Annotated in this window: 21 protein-coding genes; 8 read left to right on the forward strand and 13 right to left on the reverse strand. The window is 48.4% G+C overall.

Annotation, left to right across the window (positions count from 1 at the left end; translation table 11 throughout):
• The first annotated feature begins 115 nt into the window (after positions 1 to 115).
• Both V0288_RS20480 and V0288_RS20485 read left to right on the forward strand, forming a co-directional pair.
• A protein-coding gene (locus V0288_RS20480) for an IS1 family transposase (protein ID WP_332867030.1) occupies positions 116 to 837 on the forward strand; the annotation gives its coding sequence in 2 pieces (ribosomal slippage) (positions 116 to 395 and positions 395 to 837; 723 coding nt in all).
• Between the two features lie 298 nt (positions 838 to 1,135).
• Positions 1,136 to 1,489 carry a PAS domain S-box protein gene (locus V0288_RS20485; RefSeq protein ID WP_332867031.1) on the forward strand — a complete coding sequence of 118 codons (354 nt, stop codon included), beginning with the start codon at positions 1,136 to 1,138 and terminating at the stop codon, positions 1,487 to 1,489.
• 281 nt (positions 1,490 to 1,770) lie between these two features.
• On the opposite strand, the gene V0288_RS20490 is transcribed toward V0288_RS20485, so the two are convergent.
• Positions 1,771 to 2,235: an SRPBCC family protein gene (locus tag V0288_RS20490; protein WP_332867032.1), complete on the reverse strand. Its 465-nt coding sequence runs from the start codon at positions 2,233 to 2,235 to the stop codon at positions 1,771 to 1,773.
• A gap of 472 nt (positions 2,236 to 2,707) precedes the next feature.
• Between V0288_RS20490 and V0288_RS20495 the strand changes: the two genes are divergently transcribed.
• Both V0288_RS20495 and V0288_RS20500 read left to right on the forward strand, forming a co-directional pair.
• Positions 2,708 to 2,932, forward strand: a complete 225-nt coding sequence (locus tag V0288_RS20495; protein ID WP_332867033.1) for a hypothetical protein — start codon at positions 2,708 to 2,710, stop codon at positions 2,930 to 2,932.
• Positions 2,933 to 3,103: 171 nt separating this feature from the next.
• Positions 3,104 to 3,913 carry a phytoene/squalene synthase family protein gene (locus V0288_RS20500; protein ID WP_332867034.1) on the forward strand — a complete coding sequence of 270 codons (810 nt, stop codon included), beginning with the start codon at positions 3,104 to 3,106 and terminating at the stop codon, positions 3,911 to 3,913.
• Positions 3,914 to 4,031: 118 nt separating this feature from the next.
• On the opposite strand, the gene hemJ is transcribed toward V0288_RS20500, so the two are convergent.
• From hemJ to V0288_RS20520, 4 genes are all read right to left on the reverse strand, one after another.
• The gene (gene hemJ / locus V0288_RS20505) at positions 4,032 to 4,613 is read right to left on the reverse strand and encodes a protoporphyrinogen oxidase HemJ (protein WP_332867035.1); all 582 of its coding nucleotides are present in this window, start codon (positions 4,611 to 4,613) and stop codon (positions 4,032 to 4,034) included.
• A gap of 394 nt (positions 4,614 to 5,007) precedes the next feature.
• Positions 5,008 to 5,232, reverse strand: coding sequence for a hypothetical protein (locus tag V0288_RS20510; protein WP_332867036.1), 225 nt, complete (start codon positions 5,230 to 5,232; stop codon positions 5,008 to 5,010).
• 247 nt (positions 5,233 to 5,479) lie between these two features.
• Positions 5,480 to 6,274 (reverse strand): SPFH domain-containing protein, encoded by a 795-nt coding sequence (locus V0288_RS20515; RefSeq protein WP_332867037.1) that lies wholly within the window; start codon positions 6,272 to 6,274, stop codon positions 5,480 to 5,482.
• A gap of 117 nt (positions 6,275 to 6,391) precedes the next feature.
• A complete protein-coding gene (locus V0288_RS20520; RefSeq protein WP_332867038.1) occupies positions 6,392 to 7,201 on the reverse strand; it encodes a prohibitin family protein in 810 nt (269 codons plus the stop codon).
• Between the two features lie 425 nt (positions 7,202 to 7,626).
• Here V0288_RS20520 and shc point away from each other — a divergent pair, with 425 nt between their 5' ends.
• Positions 7,627 to 9,543 carry a squalene--hopene cyclase gene (gene shc, locus V0288_RS20525; protein ID WP_332867039.1) on the forward strand — a complete coding sequence of 639 codons (1,917 nt, stop codon included), beginning with the start codon at positions 7,627 to 7,629 and terminating at the stop codon, positions 9,541 to 9,543.
• A gap of 86 nt (positions 9,544 to 9,629) precedes the next feature.
• Here shc and V0288_RS20530 read toward each other — a convergent pair whose 3' ends face one another.
• Positions 9,630 to 10,844, reverse strand: coding sequence for a BaiN/RdsA family NAD(P)/FAD-dependent oxidoreductase (locus V0288_RS20530; protein ID WP_332867040.1), 1,215 nt, complete (start codon positions 10,842 to 10,844; stop codon positions 9,630 to 9,632).
• A gap of 399 nt (positions 10,845 to 11,243) precedes the next feature.
• On the opposite strand from V0288_RS20530, the gene V0288_RS20535 reads away from it, so the two are divergent.
• Together V0288_RS20535 and V0288_RS20540 are read left to right on the forward strand one after the other, a co-directional pair.
• On the forward strand, positions 11,244 to 12,734 hold the full coding sequence (locus V0288_RS20535) for a glycoside hydrolase 100 family protein (protein ID WP_332867041.1): 1,491 nt from the start codon (positions 11,244 to 11,246) through the stop codon (positions 12,732 to 12,734).
• A gap of 78 nt (positions 12,735 to 12,812) precedes the next feature.
• On the forward strand, positions 12,813 to 14,492 hold the full coding sequence (locus V0288_RS20540) for an ABC transporter permease (protein WP_332867042.1): 1,680 nt from the start codon (positions 12,813 to 12,815) through the stop codon (positions 14,490 to 14,492).
• Here the strand turns inward: V0288_RS20540 and V0288_RS20545 are convergent.
• Together V0288_RS20545 and V0288_RS20550 are read right to left on the reverse strand one after the other, a co-directional pair.
• Positions 14,484 to 15,098, reverse strand: coding sequence for a type II toxin-antitoxin system PemK/MazF family toxin (locus V0288_RS20545; RefSeq protein WP_332867043.1), 615 nt, complete (start codon positions 15,096 to 15,098; stop codon positions 14,484 to 14,486). The genes V0288_RS20540 and V0288_RS20545 overlap by 9 nt on opposite strands.
• Entirely contained in the window at positions 15,099 to 15,584 is a 486-nt protein-coding gene (locus tag V0288_RS20550; RefSeq protein WP_332867044.1) for a type II toxin-antitoxin system antitoxin SocA domain-containing protein, read from the reverse strand. It abuts the gene before it with no gap.
• 279 nt (positions 15,585 to 15,863) lie between these two features.
• Between V0288_RS20550 and V0288_RS20555 the strand changes: the two genes are divergently transcribed.
• Positions 15,864 to 16,604, forward strand: coding sequence for an HAD family hydrolase (locus tag V0288_RS20555; protein ID WP_332867045.1), 741 nt, complete (start codon positions 15,864 to 15,866; stop codon positions 16,602 to 16,604).
• Between the two features lie 194 nt (positions 16,605 to 16,798).
• Here V0288_RS20555 and V0288_RS20560 read toward each other — a convergent pair whose 3' ends face one another.
• The 5 genes from V0288_RS20560 to V0288_RS20580 all read right to left on the reverse strand — a co-directional run bounded on the left by V0288_RS20560 (position 16,799) and on the right by V0288_RS20580 (position 24,066).
• On the reverse strand, positions 16,799 to 18,013 hold the full coding sequence (locus V0288_RS20560; protein ID WP_332867046.1) for a glycosyltransferase family 2 protein: 1,215 nt from the start codon (positions 18,011 to 18,013) through the stop codon (positions 16,799 to 16,801).
• A gap of 15 nt (positions 18,014 to 18,028) precedes the next feature.
• On the reverse strand, positions 18,029 to 19,249 hold the full coding sequence (locus V0288_RS20565; protein ID WP_332867047.1) for a DegT/DnrJ/EryC1/StrS family aminotransferase: 1,221 nt from the start codon (positions 19,247 to 19,249) through the stop codon (positions 18,029 to 18,031).
• A 60-nt stretch (positions 19,250 to 19,309) separates the two neighbouring features.
• Positions 19,310 to 19,909, reverse strand: a complete 600-nt coding sequence (locus V0288_RS20570) for an acyltransferase (protein ID WP_332867048.1) — start codon at positions 19,907 to 19,909, stop codon at positions 19,310 to 19,312.
• Between the two features lie 78 nt (positions 19,910 to 19,987).
• Positions 19,988 to 21,334: a glycosyltransferase gene (locus V0288_RS20575; RefSeq protein WP_332867049.1), complete on the reverse strand. Its 1,347-nt coding sequence runs from the start codon at positions 21,332 to 21,334 to the stop codon at positions 19,988 to 19,990.
• Between the two features lie 116 nt (positions 21,335 to 21,450).
• Positions 21,451 to 24,066, reverse strand: coding sequence for a class I SAM-dependent methyltransferase (locus tag V0288_RS20580; RefSeq protein WP_332867050.1), 2,616 nt, complete (start codon positions 24,064 to 24,066; stop codon positions 21,451 to 21,453).
• Positions 24,067 to 24,427 lie beyond the last annotated feature (361 nt).

Below are 24,427 nucleotides of genomic sequence, written 5' to 3' on the forward strand. Positions count from 1 at the left end.
GGGAACGTCATCCTTTCTATTAATCCATACGCGTTCACGCTCACGATCCCGTTCTGGTAGCCCTCAAGAAGTAATGATGATAGAATAGTCGCCGAAACCCACGTCTCTTTCCGCCATGCCTAATTGCCCCGCTTGTTCGTCCTCCCGAACCGTCAAGAACGGACACATCCACACGGGGAAACAAAGATTTAAGTGTCACGATTGTGGACGGCAAATCGGGTCAAATCCAGATAAAAAGATGATAGATGCGGCAACAAGGGAGCTTATCGACCGTTTGCTGCTTGAACGTATCTCTCTCGCCGGAATAGCTCGCGCGGTTCGGGTGTCCGAGCAATGGCTCCAAGATTACGCGAATCGGAAATACGCGGCGGTTCCTCGGGTTATACAGGTATCCCCCCAAAAAAAGGCAAGCTAACGATTCAATGTGATGAATTATGGTCGTTCGTGGACAATAAAGGCAATAAACAATGGGTTTGGCTGGCGATTGACGCGAAGACCCGAGAAATTGTCGGGGTCTATATCGGGGCGAGAGACGAGGGAGCCGCCCGGGAATTGTGGAAATCCTTACCCCCTGTCTACCGACAATGTGCCGTTGCCTACACGGATTTCTGGGCGGCCTACGGGGCGGTATTACCGAGTAAACGGCATAAAGAGGTGGGAAAGGAGACGGGCAAAACCAGTTACATCGAGCGCTTCAATAATACCCTTCGGCAGAGGGTGTCTCGTTTAGTCCGAAAAACTTTGTCTTTTTCCAAATCCTTAGAGAATCACATCGGGGCGATCTGGTATTTTATCTATCACTATAATTCCTCTTTGGATTTATCATTACGTGTTTAGCACTACCAAAACGTGGATCGAGCTAATCCTCGTGAACGATGGAACGCCCGATCGAGCGGGTAGGTTTGGGCGAGGACAGAGCGAACCGTCTGGACGCTCTAGGGTTCGGCGTTATAGACTGGAACAATAACAGAGACGGGTTTCCTAATTTCTACCCGGATTTCGGCTAAGAGCGACGCTAGACTTCGATATATCCCGTTATCGCCGTCCGCTATCCTCGATCGTGTTCGCGTTAACGTCTAACTTGACGATCGCGAGCGCGATCGATCGTTTCCCCTTCTTACCGATCTCTAAAATTATGCCGACAGTTGAAGAACTGAAACAACAGAACGAGTTACCGGCGATCGTTACCGACGATCGCGGCATCATTATCCACGTAAATCACGCTTTTGAAGCGATTTTCGGCTGGAGTTACGTGGAAATCGTCGGTCAGGCGCTGACGGTGATTCTGCCCGTTTATTTTCAGGACGCGCATCACTTAGGTTTCGCTCGCTTTAGCACCACGGGGATCTCTACCGTTCTTAACCATCCCCTACAACTGAAAGCCGTTACCAAGGACAATCGGGAAATCGAGTCCGAACATTTTATCGTCGCCGAAAAACAAGACGGCCACTGGATATTCGCCGCCACTCTCCGCCCCCTGGAAGACTGAGCGCGGGTAAAAAGCCATCAACATCGGCTTTCCGTCCGCTTTTTCCATCCGATCGACGTTTCCCCTCGGGATTCGAGCGAACTCCCGTAACCCTTCATTTTTGGCGGTCTAGAGCTTTACAATCACGTTTTAGCGTGAATAGACGAGAGAGCCACGCGGTACGGACGCGTGGCGGTCAGCGCGGGATGAGAGCGGCGGTCTAGAAAATTGCCGAGTCCTCTTATCGCTTCTAGGTGGGTTATGTTTCGCGAATCCACCCCCCGGTCTGCCTCCTGCCTTCTTTATGTTTTCCCTGAAAGCTGATAAATTTCCTCGGCAACGCGCTTGAGCCGCCGTAATTGCGCTTTCATGTCGTCTTTCGTCCAGCGAGCGGCGAATTGTTGGAAACCCCAGCCGACGATCGGGTTGGGGATCTCGAACTCGAAACGGTTTAGTAAACAGGTTCCTCGATCGTTCGGTTGGCACTCCCAGCGATCGCGACCGCGGAAAAAGCCGTCGAACTGCCAGACGATTAACCCCGGTTCCCGCTCGATCACCGTACTCTTCAAAGTGGGTCGGATCACGGGAATTTTAATCACGAAACGACTTCTCCCGCCGATATCGGTCTTCCACTCGCCGATCGGTTCGCATTGCAGGGCGGGATTCAGCCAGCGGTGCATTAGTTCTAGATCCGTAAAACAGCGTTCCACCATCGTCGCGCTGGCGTTAATCTGGATCGATTGCTCGAATACTTGACTGGATGACATTAATGTGCTTTCTCAACGCGGGGCTACCTCTTTACCCTCGATTGTAAGGCATTCCAAACATAACGATCGATCTATACCCGGTGCCGAAAACATCTATAAATATCTAGGTTAGGTTCGATTAGAATAAAAAGTAGTTATATATACTCAGTCGTATGAGACACCCCGATCGAGAAGTTCTGATCCTGGCGACGATCGCTTCCCTGTTAGCGCTGGTCGCGGAAGTGGCGATCGCTTTCTGATTCCCCCGATACCATCGGCCAGTTTTTGATCCGGCCGAAAAGAGAACGAATCCCGCGAGGATCGCTAGAAATCGGCGATTTCCAGGCACTCGATCTCGGTTCGGGAGCGAGCGCACCCCCGTCCCCCGAGCGATAGAGGGGCGAAATTCGACAATTCCCATAAGTGGTAGAGGTCGATTTATATCTCTCTATGGTATCGTGAGGGAATCAAAGTATTATCGGTGAGCGCGTCCATGAGTATTAGCGTGACGGGTCAAGTGCGACGGATCGAGATAGGGATGGGAGCCTGGGCGATCGTCAGCGATAGCGGCCAGACCTACGAGTTACTGAAACCCCCGAAGGATTTAGCCATACCGAACCTGAAAGTCAGAGTTACCGGACAAGTTCGCGAGGATGTGATGACGGCCGCGATGATCGGGCCGGTATTGGAAGTCAGTTCTTTCGAGGTTTTGGCGTGACGCGCGGGGAATCTCCTAAAAACGGATTTTTCGTGTGAATCCTCTTGAAAATTTGGATAACCGTACTACAATAGACAGCAACTTTGTCTTAGGAACATCGCGATAGTCTAAACATATCTGTATAGATCGAGCCGTTCGTTGTTGCCTAAGTTGGTGTGAGGAGTGAACCGAATGAATTTCCGCGATAGTGCCTTGACGATTCTCCAAGAAACGAGTCGGACGTTTTATATCCCGATCAGCCGTTTGCCCGATCGACTCCTGGACGCGGTAGCCTCCGCCTATCTCTGTATGCGGGCGATCGACGAAGTGGAAGACCATCCGGAACTCGATAGTTTCACCAAGGCCAAGCTTTTACGACAAATGAGCCTGAATTTGCAATCGGGAACCGAACACTCGACCATCGAAGACTTTTGCCAGGGCTTAACCCATCAAGATCTCCTACCGGAAGTTACCCTGAGAGTGGGCGAGTGGGCGATGTTAGCCCCCTCCTCGATCGCCCCGCGCGTATGGGACGCGACCGCCGCGATGGCCGATCGCATGGCCTACTGGGCGGAAAATAACTGGGAAATTCGCACCGAAACCGAACTCGATCGATATACCTTCAGCGTCGCCGGCGCGGTGGGTTTACTCCTCTCCGATCTCTGGGGCTGGTACGACGGAACACAAACCAATAGAAGTTACGCGATCGGTTTCGGTCGCGGTCTCCAGGCGGTGAATATTGCCCGCAACCATAACGAAGACCTCCGGCGCGGGGTGAGTTTCTTCCCGGACGGCTGGACGGTTAGAGACATCCACGACTACGCCCGTCGCAATCTCCAGTTAGCCGACCTCTACACCGAATCCCTCCCCAAAGGCCCCGCCCTCGATTTCTGCAAAATTCCCCTAGCCCTCGCCCACGGAACCCTCAACGTCCTCGCCCTAGGCAAAGAAAAGCTCAGCCGTAGCGACGTGATAGCCCTCGTTCAGCAGATCACCCGGTAGGGGTGGGAAGATGGGGGAGATGGAAGAATTTTTCGGGCAAAAGGGGAAGGGGCAAAGGGAAAAGAGCTTTCTTAATTCTGTTACCTTTACCCTTTCACCTCCCTCACCTCCTGCTTGCCTACACCGTCAATTCTTTCTTTTCCGTGACTTGTAGCAGTTTTTCCCGATCCTTGCGGCGTTTTTTGGCGTAGAGTTGGATGGCGGCGACCATGAAGATCACGAGGGCGACGATCAGCCAGGTGGTTAGATCGAGGGGTAATTGACTCTTGAAGATCGCTAATAAGACGATAACGACCAATAACAGCGTCGGGGCTTCATTTAACGCCCTAAACTGTTGACCCGTCCATTTGCACTCGTTTTTTTCCAACTGTTTCATGATCCGCCCGCAGTAGAAGTGATAGATCAACAGCAGGGCGACGAAGGATAATTTGATATGCAACCAACCGGATTTTAAAACTTCCGGTTCGGTGGAGATCAGTCCGATCGCCATCGCCACCGTCACCACCATGCCCGGCGTGGTAATGATATTGTAAAGGCGCTTTTCCATGATCTCGTACTGCGCCTTAAGAATGCTCCGTGCGGGTTCGGGTTGTTCCGCGGCCTCCGCGTGATAGACGAACAGCCGGACGAGGTAAAACAACCCCGCGAACCAAACCACCACCCCGATCAGGTGAAACGCTTTGAACCAATAGTAAGCCATAGTCTATACCGTGCGATGCGAGTACCGAGTTACCTAGTGTAAAGTGTGTCCGAACCCCGCGGGCCGATCCTATAAAAAAGTTTAAACTCACCGGGGGAGCCGGAGGGAGAGCGCTCGATAGATTCCGCGCACTTTTCCCGACAAGTAACATCTCGTGGACTTTTCAGGCTAATTTTATGTTTTAGAACAAGCTCATAATACTTATTCAATAAGGCTATTTTGTAGGATACACTAACAAAGTGTAGTGCGTTGCAAATCAGTATAATTTTAGCAAGCTGAAGGCGGTTGATAGTGTTGGTTGTACTATAGTCACGGGTTTAAAGTGTGGGAAAAGATGAAAGGTAACGGAACGCCCGATCGATTTTCAATATCCCCCGCGTTCGGCGTTTTTCGGTTATCGCGACGTTAGATGATCGAGGTTCTGTAGGGTTTGTACCTCTCTTCCAAAAAGTTTCAGATCTTCCCACTGAAAGAATTGATTGAATTCCAGAATCTTGAGAATGACCGGTTGTTGACTCTGAAGATCCCGCGCGCGAAATGTCCGTCTTCCGGCTTTATGGATAAGTTCCTCGCGGATCTGATAGTGATCGAGCAAAATCGTATCGGGTTCTATCGTCATCTCCCGTGTCAATTCTCAAAAATTCTTTCCTCCAATTATCGCTCTTCTATCGGTATCGGGTAGGTTCCTGTGAGAAACAAAGTCAGAAACCGTTATCGGGTAAGGAATTCACGGGAGTCAATCCCCTCTAAGTTCCGAGCGAGAGAAACTGTTAGGAAATCGACATTCAAACCCTTACCACGAGGGGAATCGAACCTCTCGCCCGTTCGATAGCGATCCCATAGTGATAAAAAAGCGTTATACTACATTACTCCTTGTTTTGTTCCAGCATATCTCGAATACTTTCAATGCCGATAAGACCGGGCATTCCCGTTCCGGAATTGGCCGTCGGCACGAAGATCATCGTCGATTTTCCTTCCATACACATCTCGTAGAGCATATTCATCGATCGCAATTGTAAAGCCGTAGGATTCTGATGGTATTTATTCGCGGCTTCACAGATCGCGTCGAAGGCCAGTCCCTCGGCTTCCGCTAATTTAATTCTCGCGCGTTTCTCTCTATCCGCGGCCGCTTCTCTCGCGATCGCGTCTTCCAATTCTTTGGCGACAATGACATCTTTAATTTCCACCCCGACGACGAGAACCCCCCACTGGGAAACGAATTCCGCGATGTGTTGTAGAATAATATCGCCGATTTTATCTCGTTCGGATAGAAGTTCATCGAGGGTAGATTTCCCCACCATATCCCGGATCGAGGAACGTACTGCTAATCGTGTCGCTTCGTGATAATTATCTACCTTGAGAATCGCAGATTTGACATTGTTCACCTGATAGAAAATAATCGCGTCTACTTCCACGGGGACGTTATCTCGGGTTAAGCCCCGTTGTAAGGGAACCGTATAGGTATTGATCCGGATATCGATGGTATGCTGAACTCTTTGAATGATGGGAATAAAGAAATATAGCCCCGGATTGATAACCTTGCTAAAACGTCCCATCGTGAAGAGTGTCTTGCGGTTCCACTCGTCGCAAATGCCGAAACCATTTAACCCGAACACGCTAAAGAAAAAAAGAACGACGGCAATTCCGATAATTATTTCCATTTTCCTAACCTTCCTCTGGTAGATTCTCCGTGAAATTGAGTAGATACATCCTGAAAGATAATGGCTTTCAGTACCGTTGTCTCGAAAGTAGACGCGTTTACCCGATCGAAAAATCGATTATTTTTGTGGTGGGGTTACTTGCGAGGGATCGATATTGATGAGAGGGATCGATCCATTGCCCCCCATCACCGTGGGAAACCGGCCGTCCCATTTTTCGATCGCTTGTTTTTGTAAAATCTGCGCGTTCAGAGATTGTTTGAGAAGTTTCTGGGCTTCCGCTTTTCCTTTAGCCCGAATAATTTCCGCTTCCGCTTCTCTTTTCGCCGTTTCTCGATCCTGTTCCGCTATCTGTTTCCGCTCGATCGAGGCTTTAAATTCATCGGAAAATGATAAATTCGTCAAGGCCACCTCATTCACAACAATACCGTATTTATCGAGCTTCCCTTTGATTTTTTCCTCGATCTCCAGTTTCAAATTCTCTCTTTGCTTGAGAATTTCTTCGGCGGTTCGCGTGGGAGTGCTGGCTTTCACGCTCTCTCTAATTACGGGGGTGAGAATAATACTAGCGATCTGCTGGTTGTCGCCGATCTCTTGATAGAGTTTATTCACCTTGTCGGGTAACAGATGCCAAGTTACCGAAACTTTCGAGTTTAAAGTCTGTAAGTCCTTGGTTCCCACGGTTTCTTCTATGGCGGTTTCCTCGATTCGGACACTCATTTTTTTAACCCGCGTGGACAAAGGAAAAATAAAATGAAATCCCTCTCCCAATACATCGTTTTGAACTTTGCCTAGTTTCATCACTACCCCTCGCTCTCCCGCGGGAATAATTACAAACGGTCTCAGGGGAAAAAGTATCAGCAATAAGCCGATCGCCGCTCCTAGAGAAAGAAAACCTAGGGTTTGATATTGTCTATAGTTCACAGCCATACCATCACTCTCCTCGCGGAAGCTATCTGGAAATCGATCGAACCTTCGATCGATCGACATTTTCCGAAGTATCGCGAGCGTTCATCCTCTCGGAAAAGCGCGCCCGGAAAATTCAGAAAACACTCTCTCTCGATGTCCGATAATCTACAAGCCTTATTCGGATAAACCGCTCACTCTTCTGCAAAAATTCCAGATTTCGTAACAAAACTTAATAAATCTATCTCTTGCGCTCTCTCGATCGAGGGAAACCCCGACACCGGGCGGACTTTCCCGAAACGTCGATCGAGGCTAACCGAACCCTATATTTTAAGGAATCTATCCACGGGCGAAATCCGTCCAGATAACCCGACGCGGACAGCCGACCGCTATATTAGTGTAAATTACCGCGATAGAACTCACTCTCGGTAGAGTGGAACGGAAAACCGATGCAGATTCACGACAAAATCAAAGGAATCGTCGAAAATGTTACCGGGGCGATCGATCGCTCGCGGGACTATTTACTCTCGAAACAATACCCCGACGGTTACTGGTGGACGGAACTCGAATCGAACGTCACCATCACCGCGGAAGCCATTCTACTCCATAAAATCTGGCAAACCGACGCGACGCGTCCTCTCCCCAAAGCCGAAACCTACCTTCGCCGGCAACAACGGGAAAACGGCGCGTGGGAACTCTTTTTCGGGGACGGTGGCGACCTCAGCACGACCGTTGAGGGATACATGGGTTTACGCTTGCTCGGGGTTCCCGCGAGCGATCCCGCGCTCGTGAAAGCGAGAGAATTCATCCTAGCGCGCGGGGGAATTAGTAAAAGCCGCATTTTCACGAAAATGCACCTCGCTCTTATCGGTTGTTACGATTGGCGCGGTGTCCCGTCGATCCCGCCGTGGATCATGCTCCTACCGAACGATTTCCCCTTTACCATCTACGAAATGTCCAGTTGGGCGCGGGGTAGCACCGTTCCCCTGCTCATCGTTTTCGACAAAAAACCCGTGTACCCGATGGGTTTCAACCTCGACGAGCTATATACAGAAGGCATCGAAAATGTCAAGTACAATTTACCAAAAAGTAACAATTGGGCGGATGTTTTCGTTTGGTTAGATAAAGTGTTTAAATGGGCGGAAAATAACAATCTCGTGCCTTTTCGTCAAAAAAGTCTCGACGCGGCCGAACGTTGGACGATCGAGCGGCAGGAAGACACCGGGGATTGGGGCGGTATCATTCCCGCGATGCTGAATTCCCTGTTAGCCCTGAAAGCTCTCGATTATAGCGTGTACGATCCGATCGTCGATCGGGGACTGAAAGCCGTCGATAATTTCGCCATCGAAACCGAGGAAACCTACTGCGTTCAACCCTGCGTTTCCCCCGTGTGGGATACCGCGTGGGTAATCCGGGCGCTGGTGGAATCGGGAACGAGTCCGGAGCATCCCGCCATCGTCCGAAGCGCGCGCTGGTTGATCGAGAAACAGATCCTCGACTACGGGGATTGGGCGATAAAAAACAAAAAAGGAACCCCCGGCGGCTGGGCGTTCGAGTTCGATAACCGTTGGTATCCGGATCTCGACGATTCCGCGGTTGTCGTCATGGCGCTACAACTGGTAAAACTGCCCGAGGAGAATCTGAAAAAAGGCGCGATGATCCGGGCGACGAACTGGATGGCGACGATGCAGTGCAAAGCGGGCGGCTGGGGCGCGTTCGATATCGATAATGACCAGAATTGGTTAAATTCGCTCCCTTACGCCGATCTGAAGGCGATGATCGACCCCAACACTTCCGATGTTACGGCGCGGGTTCTGGAAATGCTGGGAACCTGCGAGGTGACGATGGAAGACAGCCGCGTTCGCCGGGCGTTGGATTATCTGGAAAAAGAACAGGAAGCCGACGGCAGTTGGTTCGGACGTTGGGGGGTGAATTATATTTACGGAACCAGCGGGGTGTTGTCCGCGTTAGCCACCCTCGCGCCGGAAAAATACCAACGCCAGATTCAAAAAGGAGCGGATTGGTTGGTAAATGTGCAGAATGCCGATGGCGGCTGGGGGGAAACCTGTTTTAGTTACAATAATCCCGTCTTTAAAGGACAGGGCGATAGTACGGCTTCCCAGACGGCTTGGGCGTTAATCGGGTTACTCGCGGCGGGTTCGGCAACCGGGAAATACGCGACGGAATCGATCGATCGCGGGGTGAATTACCTAGTTTCCACCCAACGCGAGGATGGAAGTTGGAATGAAGATTATTTCACCGGAACCGGGTTTCCCTGCCATTTCTACCTGAAATATCACTTCTACCAGCAGTATTTCCCGTTACTGGCGTTAGGCCGCTATCAGGCGTGGAAAATGTCGCGGTAATTTGTAATAACGTGTAATGGCCTATAGGGGCGCGAGACTCGCGCCCCTACGATAAATTCGGATGAATTCGGATGGATTCGGATGGATTAGATAGCCATCGATCGACCCGCGAGATAACCCGTCGTCCAGGCACTTTGAAAGTTAAACCCTCCCGTTACCCCGTCGATATCCAACACCTCGCCCGCGAAATACAATCCCGGACATATTTTACTTTCCATCGTCTTGAAATCCACCTCTTTTAAATTCACGCCCCCGCAGGTGACGAATTCCTCCTTAAAAACGCCCTTTCCCTGAATTTTGTACTCTCCCTGATGGAGTTCCGCGATTAACCGATTTAGCGTATTTTTCGACAATTCCGCCCACGGGGTCTCTTCTTTCACCCCTACATAACTAACGAAACTCTGCCAGAGACGTTTGGGTAAATCGAACGGACAATAGGCGTTAATTTTCCGTTTCGGATAGTCGGTTTTGGTTTTTAAGAGCATTTCCCGCGACGATTCCGGGTTCGCGTCCGCCAGCCAGTTTACCAGTAAAGACATTTGATAACGATTGTCGTGCAAAACCCGCGCGCCCCACGCGGAGAGTTTGAGAATCGCGGGCCCGCTCATTCCCCAATGGGTGATCAATAACGGGCCGGTTTGTTCTAATTTCGTTCCCGCTAAACGAACCCGCACGTTTTCGACACTGATTCCTAAGAGATCTTTTAAGCGCGGATCTTTAATTTGGAAGGTGAAGAGAGAGGGGACGGGAGATTCGATCGAGTGTCCCAATTCCCGCGCCACCCGATAACCGAGGGGACTACTGCCGGTGGCGATGAGGATTCGATCGGCCCCGATCCGATGACCCCGTTTCAACTCCACGAGAAATTTATCCCCCTCTCTACCCACCGACGCGACGGGAGAATTAACCATTAGGTGAACTCCCGCACTAGAGGCGGCTTCGTCAAGACAGTTGACGATCGTTTCGGAATTGTCGGTGACGGGAAACATCCGTCCGTCCGCTTCCGTTTTCAGTTTCACCCCCCGCGACTTGAACCATTCGATCGTGTCTTTCGGCTGAAAACGGGTAAAAGCGCCCCGTAACGCTTTCCCTCCGCGCGGGTAATACGTCACCAGACTCGCCACGTCAAAACAGTGATGGGTGACATTACAGCGACCTCCTCCAGATATGCGGACTTTAGCGAGAGGTTCTTTTCCGGCTTCTAGAAGGGTAACGCGGTTTCGCGGGTTGGTTTCCGCGGTCGCGATCGCCCCGAAAAATCCCGCCGCCCCTCCACCGATCACGACAATTTCTAAGCTCATTTCCTCGATCGAATTCGACTCTTACCCATTCTAGTCAGAGAAGGCAGAAGGCAGAAGGCAGAAGGCAGGAGGAATAATAAATCACCTAATGATTTATTATTAAGCTGAAAAAGGAGATTTATCTATTGATACGCCTAATTTTATAGCTTTTAGAGGGTAAAAAATGAATCGCGCTTCGAGGTCTCTTATCGGGAAATTATGAATTTTTGAACTCGCTAAGAGATCGAATATATTTCTATAGATAGTTGCCCGATTCGATCGAATCCTCCGAAAGCGCGATATAAAAGTTATAAGATTGTCTGGAAACCTTTTCCCGCTCCGGGGGGACAAAGGGAAAATGCCGGAAACAACGGGCCGGCGAAGTGATGCCATTCCTTTCCCTTTTCACCGATCTTGAGTATGGTAACGAGAATTTCTTCTCCCAAACGATCGCGCGTCTCCGATGCCGATGACCTTGTAGAACTGGCTAGATCTCTCCTGTACGAGCAGGCTCTCGCGCGGGTGAACGGCGAATTCGCCGGCGCGGTGGCGGCTATTCCGAAACGATCGAGCGTCGCGGAAGGCGATTTAAATTACAACGAGATTTTTATCCGCGACAATATCCCGGTGATGATCTATCTTTTGCTAGATGGTAAATCGGAAATCGTCCGGAATTTTCTCGATATTTGTTTAAAACTCCAGAGCGCGGAATTTCAAACGCGGGGCATTTTCCCGACGAGTTTCGTGGAGAAAGAGGGGCGATTGGTGGCGGATTACGGACAGCGGGCGATCGGTCGGGTTTGTTCGGTGGACGCGACGCTATGGTGGCCGATTCTCGCCTGTATTTATGTCCGGTATACCGGCGATCGAGCTTGGGCGACACGGCCGGAAGTACAGAGCGGTTTACACAAAGTTCTCGAATTAATCCTCCATCCGGGGTTTCGCGACTCGCCGACGCTGTACGTGCCGGACGGGGCTTTTATGATCGATCGACCGATGGACGTGTGGGGAAATCCGCTAGAAATTCAGGTTTTACTCTACGGCACTCTACTTAGCTCGGCGTTCCTACTCCAGATCGATTTACAAGAGCGATCGAACACCCCGGACGATGCCTTTACCGAGTCGCGAATCCATCAATTCCGCTACGCGGTCGCCTGGGCGAAACGATTACGGCGTTATCTATTAACGCATTACTGGGTGAATAATCAGACGATTCAAATTTTGCGCCGCCGTCCGACCGAACAGTACGGCGAGTCGATCACCAACGAGCATAATATTCAAGCGGAAACGATCCCCCATTGGCTTCAGGATTGGCTAGGAGACCGCGGCGGCTATCTAATCGGCAATATTCGCACCGGAAGACCAGATTTTCGCTTTTTTACCCTCGGGAATTGTTTGGGGGCGATTTTCGACATTATCAGTCCCGCGCAACAGCGATCGCTCTTTCACCTGTTTTTCCGCAATCGCGAGGCACTGTTCGCTCAAATGCCCCTGCGGATCTGTCACCCTCCTTTAGAATCAAAAGATTGGCGGATCACGACCGGGTTCGATCGCAAAAATCTCCCCTGGTGCTATCACAACGCGGGTCACTGGCCCTGTCTGCTCTGGTTTTTCGTTCTCGCCGTCCTGCGCTACGAGGAACGTCGGGGACATTTTACCGAGGACGGTTCGGCCGTGGTGAACCCTCTACTCCAAGAATCTTACGAGTTACTACTCCAGCGTTTACCCCAACAGAAATGGGCGGAATATTTCGACGGGCCCACGGGGGTATGGATCGGGCAACAGGCGCGAATTAACCAAACCTGGACGATCGTGGGTTTTCTCCTCGTCCATCACTTTCTCAAGGTCGATCCCGCTTCGGTTCGGATTATGACTCTACCCGATCTCAACAGTCTGACCCTGCCAGAATGAGCGATTATCGATCGATCCGTTCGGTTATCCTAGTTCTAGGGACTCACCCGCGCCCCGATAGCTAAACCCCGATAATCGATGATCGAATCTTTACAAGCGAATTTAAGAGACAAAACGAGCGTTTTCGGGCGATCGGGCTGGACGATTCTCGCGTTCGCCATCGCCTTTCTCGTTTCCGTACCGATTCTCGCCGTCGCCAGTAGTGTATTCACCAACACCGGACAGGTATGGCGACACCTGTTCGAGACGGTTCTGGCCGATTACCTGATCACCTCGTTCTGGTTGATGTGCGGGGTGGGAACCGGGGTTCTCATTATCGGGGTGGGAGCCGCTTGGCTGGTGACGATGTGCCGATTTCCCGGCGATCGCTGGTTTGAATGGGCGTTATTGCTCCCTCTCGCCGCTCCCGCTTATTTACTAGCCTATACATACACCAGTATGCTGGACTATTTCGGGCCGGTGCAATCGTTCCTCCGGATGGTTTTCGGCTGGGAGAGTGTCGGGGACTATTGGTTCCCGAACGTGCGATCGCTGTGGGGGGGGATCGTCATGTTAATTCTCGTCCTCTATCCCTACGTGTACCTGCTCGCGCGGGTGGGTTTTCTGGAACAATCGGTCTGTACGGTGGAAGCGAGTCGATCGCTCGGTTGTAACCCGTGGCGGAGTTTTTTCACCGTCGCGTTACCGTTAGCGCGGCCGGCGATCGTCGCGGGATTAGCCCTCGCGCTGATGGAAACCCTCAACGATTTCGGAACGGTACAGTATTTCGGCATTAACGCGTTCACCACGGGAATTTATAATACCTGGTTCGGCATGGGCGATCGAACGGTCGCGGCGCAGTTATCGACGGTTTTAATGGGATTTATCCTAATCTTGGTACTTTTGGAACGTTTCTCCCGTCGTCAGTCCCGCTATTACGAGATGACGAACCGCCATCGATCGGCGACGAAATACGATCTAGGATGGGTTCGATCGATAGCGGCGATTCTCGCTTGTTCCCTGCCGATCTTCCTCGGTTTTATCGCCCCGGCGCTGTATTTACTCTATCTCGCTCTCTATCAAGCCAGAGAGAGTTTTAATAACGATTTTGTCAGTTTATCGACGAATAGCTTATTTCTAGCGGTGCTAAGTGCCTCGATCGCCCTGATCCTCGCTTTAATTCTCGCCTACGGGGAACGTCTCAATCCGAGTCAGTGGTTACAAGGAGCGGTACGGATCGCCGCGATGGGGTACGCGATCCCCGGTATCGTGATCGCCGTGGGAATTTTACTCCCGATCGGCCGGTTGGATAATCTGCTCGCGGGTTGGATAAAAGCGCTATTCGGGTTAGAAATCCCGTTACTATTAAGCGGGACGATCTTCGCGCTCGTTTTTGCCTATATCGTCCGTTTTCTAGCGGTAGCTTTCGGAACGGTGGAATCGAGTTTAGGCAAGATAAAACCCTCTCTCGATGACGCGTCGCGAAGTCTCGGTTACGGTTCGATCGCCACCCTGACGAAAGTACATATTCCCCTGATGTCGTCCGGGCTATTAACGGCGATTATGCTCGTTTTCGTGGACGTGATGAAGGAATTACCCGCGACGCTGGTATTACGTCCGTTTAACTTCGACACGCTCGCGGTGAGGGTGTATCAGTACGCCAGCGATGAACGATTGGTAGAGGCCGCCGCTCCCGCGCTGGCGATCGTGTTGGTGGGGTTAATCCCGGTGATTTTCTTGAGTTGGCAGATCTCCAGGAGATCGGGTGATTCACTCTAGAGAGTCGATTAATCGCTCGATCGTTTCCTGTTGTTGCTGTCGGGGCAGAAAGTTAAATAATTTTTCTACCAGTTCGGGAGAATTGTTTCGGATATACCAATCCTCATCGGGATTATTATTAATATTTAAAAGATAGCGTAATCGCTCGTCGATCGCCGCTCGATCATCTTTATTTAATTGTCCTATCCTCGCCGACCATTTTCCACTCGAATCTTTAAAACAATTCGCTTCTACTGTCGTAATTTGATTGATTAAAGCGTAAGACTTTTCGCTCAAACCATTTTGAAAAGTAGGATTAATCGGGTAAGTGGTCGGTAAACCTTTATAGGTTTCTTTAGAGGTTAGCGGAATAACTACAAAGGTTGCTATATAATCGGAATTTTCCAAAAATCGATCGCTTGTCCAGATAATGTAAGGATGAATTCCCCTAAGTACCCGACTAGAATTGATGGTTAACGTACAGGAATAGGTTTTACAGCTTACTTCTCCCGGCGCGTCCAGATCGTAGAAATGTACGTGCCCCGCTTTACAAGTTAAAGTTACTTGGTAGGGATCGATCCTGTAAATCCAACCTTGCCGGGGTTTTTGTGGTTTTTGTTCGGTCATTTATCCCTGTAATTCCTCGATCAATTTCTCTCTTTCTTTATGAAGATCGAGCCGGACTTTTTCGTCACGGCGATAACTATCTTTTACTTCGAGTATCGGAGCCGTATTATAGACGTATTCTAACAACCCATCGCGTTTATCTTGACTTAAACCCGCCCATTCTCTTTGAATATTATCGAGCATTAGTTTGAGTCCGAGCGGTAAATCTACATTAACGGTTTGATCGAAATCGGGATTGAATTGGATTGACGTTGCATTTCCATGCGGTTCCCGAACGATCTCTTGACCTTCCATTCTATCGAGAGCGGCATCTATCTCTTCTTGCCACGGCCCGTAATGGTAATAATACCATTCTAAATCAGTGATTTGTTTTCCCGTCCACTTCACCGAGTAGAGATCCGCTAGATAAATAAATTTAACTAGCTGGGTTTTGGTTATGAATCCTTTTGTTTTCTGGATAAAGTATAGAATAAGTTGTTCGAGCATAGCTTCCTCGATTCGTCTATAAAATTCATGGCTCGATCGATACAATTTTTCAGTCTCGCCCGTACTTTTCTAGTTTAATCGACTATTCTATCGTAAACTAGCCATGAATTGGCTATCTTTATCATAACACTTAACGAGATCTTATGTACTAAGTCCAGGTTCCCCTAAGATTTACCTCGATAACAGTTATGGTAGAGTTCGTCAAGGTTGATACGTTAGCCGGGAGCGGTCATTCTAGAACCTTCGATTTTCTGGATTTAACGATAAAAAGAGGTAATTTTGTATATAATTCGCTGTGGTGAACGGGAATATACAAATATTCAGGGGATTATCTTCGATAAAGACGGAACCCTGGAGGATTCGCGGGAATACTGGCGAGAAGTGGCGATCGAACGGGTCAAATCGATCGAATCCCGTATCCCCGGCCTTGAAAAATCCCTCCGGTTAGCCTACGGACTGCGCGACGGGGATCTCGATCCGATGGGATTGATGGCCGTGGGAAGCCGTCGGGATAACGAGATCGCGACCGCGGCCTATATTATCGCCACCGGCCGGGATTGGTGGTCGTCACTGGCGATCGCCCGCGAGGGATTTGAAGAGGTCGATCGAACGGTTCCCCCGCGACTCAATCCCCTCTATCCCGACTGTCAGAAAGTGATCCGGCAACTGGCCGACGCGGGTTTCCGGTTGGCGATCCTCTCCGCGGACACCACGGCACGAGTGGAGGAATTTGTCAAGGATAACGGGTTAGGCGATTGTATTGCCGTGGCGATCGGGAGCGATCGGGGTCGGAGTAAACCCGATCCGCTGTTAGCGATCGAGACCTGTCGGGAACTAGGGATCTCGATCGCCAATACCCTGATGGTGGGGGATACGGTGGGGGATATGGAGATGGCGAGAAAGGCGGGCGCGGCGGGAGCGATCGGTATTAGTTGGCGCGGGGATAGGATCGAGGGCGCGGACGTGTCGATCGGTAACCTGGAGGCGATCGTCGCGGTCGCCCCGTTTTCCGGATCGTGAATAGACCTCTCGCACCCTTCATTTTTCGCTATCTAAAAGCTTGAAAATCGGTAAGAAGGCAGATCGCTCTTGGAGTCGGATTTTAGAAATCTTATGCCCGATTATTCCTCCTGACGACCACCAATCACCCCCTATCCCCACCAGAAAAATTGAATTCCGCGAGAGGTCTAATATTGTCGGTTCGCTATCCGCCCTCACGAATAGTCATCCGCTGTATCGTCGATGAGACGAAGTTTCCTCTTGAAGTCGAACCAAGCGTTTCGGAATTTCCAGAACCGGCTACTTTCTATATAAGTAATTCGGTTCTGTAGCTCGATTATTTGGTTTTCCAGAGCCGGGATTTTCTCTACTTTTTCGTAGCATTGTCGAAAATCTAACTGGGTTTTAATAAGATCTTTTTCCAGATTCTCAACATTGACAAGATTAAAAATATCTTGTTGACCCATTAATTGAATTAAATCGATAAAATCAAATTCCAGCCGCTCTTGAATAACCTTTCGGATAGTCGGGTCTTTCTGAAACAGTCTATAAAGAGTATCTACCGCAAAAGATTTATGGGCTAAAGATCCCGCTTGTATGGCTATTTGAGCTAGAAAAAAGGAAATTATTCCCGGGAAGTTGTCGCTTAACTTATCGAGTCTATCGAAAAAAATTTTCGCAAAATCTCGTTGAATTACCGGCGTTAAAAAGTTCTCCAGAATCTGTTTGAATTCTATGGCGGTGCGAACTCCGGTATCGGGTCTTCGAGCGCTGGCATTCGCTCGATCCTGACGGACGCGGAATTTCAGCAAGTTTTCTGGTAAAATATGAATCTCGTACTGACTACAGATCCTGATCCAAAAATCGAGGTCGGGAAGTTGAGCGAAACGAGAATCGTACTGACCGACCGCCGTGTAGCACTCTCTCCGGATCAACGCGCTCGGATGGCAGAGACAGTTTCCCCGGTAAAAGAAATAGTTCAACCATTCCCATCGACTTCGATTGTTCTGGATAAATATGTTCGTGTAGAAATGTTCGTCTTCAACAAAGTCTCGACCGTCTTCATCGATAATTTGAGCGAAGCTAAAAACCACACCATAGTTCGGATGATTATCGAGAAAATTAACCTGTTTTTCCAGTTTGCTCTCGATAAAAATGTCATCGGAACTTAACATGGCTATATATTCACCGCTCGCGTGTTCGAGACAATGGTTGGCCGCCACGCAGGCTCCCCGATTCCGCGGGAAATAAAATAGTTTGATCCGGGGATCGGTGAAACTTTTAACAATTTCTACTGTATTATCGGTGGAACCATCATCGGTGATTACAATTTCAAAATCCTGATAGGTTTGTCGTAAAACGCTCTCGATGGTTTCACCGATATACTTTTCGTGGTTGAAGGAAGGGATGATAACGCTAACTCGTGGCATAAGAGTGATTAAGGGTTAGGCTGGTTTTGGAGAAACGGAGAGCGAACCACTTTGAATTCTCTTGTCCACCTCTATTCCTCGCTCGATCGATACCTTTAAAATCTGACAGATTTTATGAATATCTTGCGAGTTTACGGCGGTTCCCGTGGGCATAACTAACACTTTTTTAGTGATCTTTTCAGTTTCCGGTAATAACAAACCGGCGTGAGGGAAGTAAGAGCGATAGGGTTCCATTCGATGGCAACCCGGATAAAAATAACGACGGGCGATAATATTCTCGGCGTGAAGAACTTCGAGAAGTCGATCCCGGTTAATGTTCGTTCGGTCCTCATCTACTTCTAGAACGACATATTGATAGTTACATTCTTCGGTTTCATCATAAGTGTACAAGGAGATCCCCGACAGGCCCGCTAACTCTTGCCGGTAAGCCCGATAGTTGTTTCTATTGACCTCGATAAACCGGTCAAGACTTTCCAGGGACGTGAGACCCATCGCGGCAGATATCTCGCTCATCTTGCCGTTCGTGCCGATGTATACCACGTTGTCATACCCGGAAAACCCGAAATTTTTCATGAGTCGGATTTTTTCGGCCAATTCATCGTTATTGGTGACAACGGCTCCTCCCTCGAAGGTGTTCACGAATTTAGTAGCGTGGAAGCTAAATACCTCGATGTCCCCGAAATTACCGATCGACCGGCCCCGGTAAGAACAGCCGAAAGCGTGAGACGCGTCGAACATCAACTTCAGATCGTGTTGCTTGGCGATGCGATCGAGGGTTTCTATCTGACAGGGCTGTCCCCAGAGATGCACGCCGATAATTCCCGTCGTCCGCGGCGTGATCATCGCCTCCACCCGCCAGGGATTCAAGGTATGGGTCACCGGATCGATATCGCAGAAAACGGGGGTGATCTTTTGCCATTGTAGGGCGTGAGCGGTCGCGATAAAGGTAAAAGACGGAACGATCACCTCTCCCGTTAATCCCAACGCCCGAATCGCGATCTCTAGGGCGATCGTACCGTTGCACATGACGATACAGTGCTTCACCCCTAATTTTCCGGCTATCTCCCTTTCTAATTGTTGAACGTAAGGGCCCTGATTAGAAAACCATCGTCGATCGAGTAGATCGTTAACCAGTTCTAAAAATCGTTCGCGGTTGCCTATATTGGGACGACCCACGTAAAGCTTCTCGGTAAAAGCCGGCGTACCCCCGAAGATCGCTAAGTCTTCTATTCTCACTCTATTCAAACCTCACTCGTTTCTGCTAAAAGTTTACGGAAAAAAAGCTATTGTTGTCCTCTAGCTAACTACAGGACGAGAATCTTTCGGGATATAGTTCCCGTCGCGGTCGTAGAGTTCTCGACGCAGTTGGGTTTCTAGTTCCAGGATCTTCTCTTTCGGTCGCGGACGGAGGATTCGGGCCGGCGATCCCGCGTAAATCATCCAAGGCTCACAATCGTGTTTGACGAGAGAGTTCGCCCCGATCGCCACTCCCTCGCCGATAGTGACCCCGGGTAAAATGACGGAATTCGCCCCGACGATCGAGTGTTTTCGGATGTGAACGAAAGAGCGCGTGGGCAGACGATAGGGATAGGGAACCCCCGAACCCGTTAATGAACCTCCGAGATAGTCGTCATTGCCGGTAAATACCCGTATCCCGCTCGAAAGGGTCGTGAAATCTTCCATGATCAATTCTCCTCCCCCGGTAATGGACGTGAAAGAGGCGATATGGATAAAACTTCCCAGAGTCGTTGCCTTGCCCCCCATGATAAAAACGAAATCATCTATAATCACCGAATCGCCGATCGAAATCACTTCGGGAAAGAGAACTTTCGCTCCCCCCCAAATTGTTACATCCTGACCGGCCCGCGCTAGATTTAAGCGATTTACTTGATTCATCTGTAGATTCTAATGACCGTTTCAACAACTACGCGATCGGGTTTGACCGTCACGCCCCGCTTTGCCGGCGAACCCCCGTTACCCGCTCGTTTTCGCCGGGCCGTACCCTATCTCTTTCACTCCGTACCATTTGTTGAGCGAGAGATAAGAACCTTGCAACGCTTCCTGTCGATAGCGATAATTTTGATAGATCGTGAGAAATTTGTCCAGAGCTTTACGGGCGGTAAATTTTTCCAGGGCGATCGATCGGGCATTTAAACAAATTTGCCGTACTTTTTCGGGATTATTTTGGCAATAATCTATCTTATGTACGAGATCTTTGTCTAAATCCTGAAAGAAAAGAATGCTTTGATTGTGGATGAACTCCTCTTCCAATACTTGATTAGGGGTGGTTAGCACGAGGCAATTCTCGTACATCGCGCTGATCACTCTTTCGTGAAAACCTCGATAGTGAGGGGTCGGACACAGGCATACTCTTGTATTAGCCAAGATATTTTGAAATTCTTGAAAGGGAACGGGAGGAAGAATTTTAGTGTCGGGATGAGTCGGTAGCTTGTAGGGAACATCAAGGGACATAATCGTTAGGGGAACCTCTTTGAGATTCTCTAAAATGATCTGTCTTCTCTTGAATTTTATATACCCCGATACACACTCGATTAAAATTCGATGCCAGTCAATTTGAAGATCGAAAAGCAAGCCGTTTTTGATAAATCCATGCCTGATCCAATCGACACAATCGCTTCTTAAATTTAACAAAAATGAATCGACGATATCTTCAAAAATTCCTTTAGCCAAAATTAATTCTTTTTGGCAAAGTTTCAAAAAGTTTTGATAGTATATGTCGGGATCTACTAGCGTTGCCGCGAATAAAATATCGATAGATTTTTCGGCCGGGTTTTCCCGGTTTCGATCTCGCTTATCATCCGTAGAGCTTTGTGGACAAAAGCCCGAGTAAAAATAGTTATCTTGAAATTCATCTCGACTTTGAAACAGTGTGGCCAAATTCAAATACGAATGATCGGTATAAATATAAATTTTCCCTCGAAAGTTCGAGCGAGTATGCTCCCACATTTCCGAGATAAAGGGGGGATCGGAAAACGAGGTTAAATAAGGCTTGTCGGCAAATTCAAAAAGTGAGACCGGGGGCTGTCTATCTCGATGGATCGATAGATCGTTGCCGAAACCATTTAATCCAAAAAAAAACAAAACCCGTTCATCTCTCGCTTGAGTTAATAGATCTTCTTGCCATCGATCGGAACCGATATCGACGGGGTGGAGAGTGATATCGTGAGAGGCACAGGCATCGGCCATCGCCGAAAAATACAGATCGTTATGATTGAAAGTATCGACGCTGTTTTGAGCGAGATAAACAATCTTTTTGTTTTTAACACTAAAAAGTTGGTTCTCTTTAACTAACTCGTGCATTTCACTTGATCCTTTAGCTAAAGCTTAATAAATCACTGTCCGTCTTGGCTGGATTACTCCCTGGCTTGATTACTCCAAGGTTAATCCCCTCTCATCCATCGCGTTCCACTTCATCTTCATCCTTGTGATAAAACCTCAGAAACTATTTTAAGCCGCGATTCCATTTGATTATCGAGCTTAAAAATTTTTTGAAATGTTTTTTGTCCGTTTCTCGATAGTTCGTATAGAGCGTAGGGATTATAATAGTACCGAGTGATCGATTTACAGATTTCATCTACATCTCGATCGATAATCACGATATCTTCTCCATTTTTAAAAGCGATATTTTGATGGACTGTATCGGTACAGAAAACGACGGTTCCACAAAAACCCGCTTCCACGCAACATCCCGTAGGAAAACCATCGATAAAACTTTTTTTGACTTCGGGTAAAAGAAAATGTAGCGGGATATTGGGAGATAGGATAATATCCATTTCCGCGTAAAATCCTGGGAACCAATCCGTTGTTCTCGTCCCATAAAATCGGATATTTTCTTTTAATTCTTCGACCTCAATATCCGTTTCATCGAAGTTTCCTACAACATGAAACACGAATTTATCCCCGTGTAATCGATACAAGTTTTTTGCAGTCTCTATAAAGACATCATAACCTTTATTTAAACCTTTAATCATGTATTTATGGGCTACGAAACAAATATCGAAAGTTTCTTTGTTGATTTTATAATATTTCTTCTCGAAATTTTCAGGCAGGATATTTTCGATCGAGGTGACCACTCCGAAAATTAATTCTACTTGTTCGGCTTTACAGATTTTTTTATCGATTAAATAATCACCGATATATTTTTGCGTAACGATTACTTTTTGAAAATTTTTAGACGAACAAACTCGAAATAGTTTGCGATCGGATTCTTCTTCATCGGGAATAAATCCTCCCCCTGGATAGAGGGTAAAAACAAAAGGAATATTATATTTTTCAATGCTATCGATAAACCTAAAGGCGTTATTTAAAAATACCAAGTAAACCAATTTAGCTTTCAAAACTCGCTCGGAATCATATTCAACAACTCTATTTTTAAATTGGGGATAATATTGAAGATATTCTTGCAAAACTTCGCCAAAACTTCGGCTATCGTTTAAATATTTAAATGAATCGCCAGTCGAATAGACTACCGCGTTAGGATACTTGTCCAGATAAGTATTGTATTCGGCGATCCTAAACGCGGAGAGAAGGTGAGGGAAAATATCGTCCAGAATAATAATTCTTTCATTAGATAAGGAGGCGAATCGATCGACGATCTCGAAACTCATTCGAGCGAATTGATTTTCCAATTTGTTAACGATCGCTAGGCTTATCCCGACATCTTTATGATCGTCTAGCCCCAACAGTTGACGCAAACGGAACCATTGTCCCCGTAATTGCCAGAACTTGCTCTTCTCCATAGCACGGATAAGTTCCCTCGCTTGGATTAAAGCGGTTTGATGGGCGAGCGACTCCCCTCGCGCTTGTTCTAATTGTTCTCGCGTCTGTTCCAGTTGTCCTTGGGCGGAAAAAAATTGTCCCCGCATCTGTTCCAATTGTTCTTGGCTCTCGGACAATCGCTCTCGCGTCCGCTCCATCTGCCCCCGTGTCTGTTTCAATTGTCCCACCGCCTGCTTCAATTGTCCCACCGCCTGCTTCAACTGTCCCACCGTCTGTTTCAATTGTTCTCGCGTCTGTTCCAGTTGTTCTTGGCTCTCGGACAATTGTTCTCGCGTCTGTTCCAGTTGTTCTTGGCTCTCGGACAATTGTTCTCGCGTCTGTTCCAGTTGTTCTTGGCTCTCGGACAATTGTTCGCGCGTCTGTTCCAGTTGTTCTTGGCTCTCGGACAATTGTTCGCGCGTCTGTTCCAGCTGTCCTTGGGTCTCGGACAATTGTTCGCGCGTCTGTTTCAGTTGTTCTTGGCTCTCGGACAGATTTTGTTGGCGTGGGGCGACCGGTTCCCTAGCTTTTAACAGTAGTTCTTGAAATTGTAGGATTTCCTCGTAAGCGCCCTCGATCTCCGTTTTTAATTCCCGCTCGCTTTCCGCTTCGATATCGGTTTCGTTGTAGAAAACCGCCCAACTACTGAATTTTTCAACTCGTTTGAAAAGCAGAGTGCATTTCGAGGCGACTAACCGGTAAGCTGGTTCGACTGACGACCAACCGATATCGTCGAGAACGATGAATCCTTTCTTTTTCACTCTCGGTAAATATAACTCCACGTCGAGTAATACATGATCGGTATCGTGATTCCCATCGATGTGTAGAAAATCAAAGAAAATCTCTTTTTCCGCGAAATAGGAAATAGCCCGCTCTGAGGTCTCCTTCAAAACGGTCGAATATCTCTCGTATTCCTGTTCTTTAATTAACGCCAGTAAATCTTGATAGATTTGTTCAAAATCTAGGGTATCGATAAATTCAGTAACGGTTTCTTGAATCGCGGGGGGAAGATCTTTTTGCGTCGCCTCCTCGTTCGAGTAGGGGTCGATCCCGTAACCGGTTCCCCCGGTGTATCGAGAGTGAGCTAAAAGTTGCGGCAAGAAGGAAGCTCCCCGGTAGATTCCTATTTCCACCGTCGTTCGGAGGTTGTATCGCGCGATTAACCAAGCGAGTAAAGACGCTTTATCTAAGGGACATTTTCCGCCGATATCCCCGACTATTTTTTCTTGAATCTTCGCGATTTCTACGCTGAGATCTCCGATCCTCACTACCATAATGATTCAATTCCAATGGTTTGCTAAATGGTCTATATTGACAATTTTATTTCAGAAATTTAAGTATCTATGCCCATTTTATCTAGGGATAGCATCTTGTAACCCAAAGAAATATTTTCCGCTTGGTATAGATTGACTATCCCCGAGAAAATCAGTTAGTCCCTATCGGTAAAAAGTTAGAGGGCTGGTTAAATTTTTTTGGGGTTTCGATCGAGGAGATCGTTACCAATCCTCAAAAACTACAACACGGGATGACCAAGGAAATCTAACTCGCCCATTCTGTGATCTAGTATTCGCGGAGTTGTACAACCTCAAAATATACCTGCCCTTTCCTACCTTGTCAAGAACTTCCCCTAATTTC

It is taken from the genome of Pannus brasiliensis CCIBt3594 (genome assembly GCF_036688125.1).
Taxonomy (GTDB): Bacteria; Cyanobacteriota; Cyanobacteriia; order Cyanobacteriales; family Microcystaceae; genus Pannus; species Pannus brasiliensis.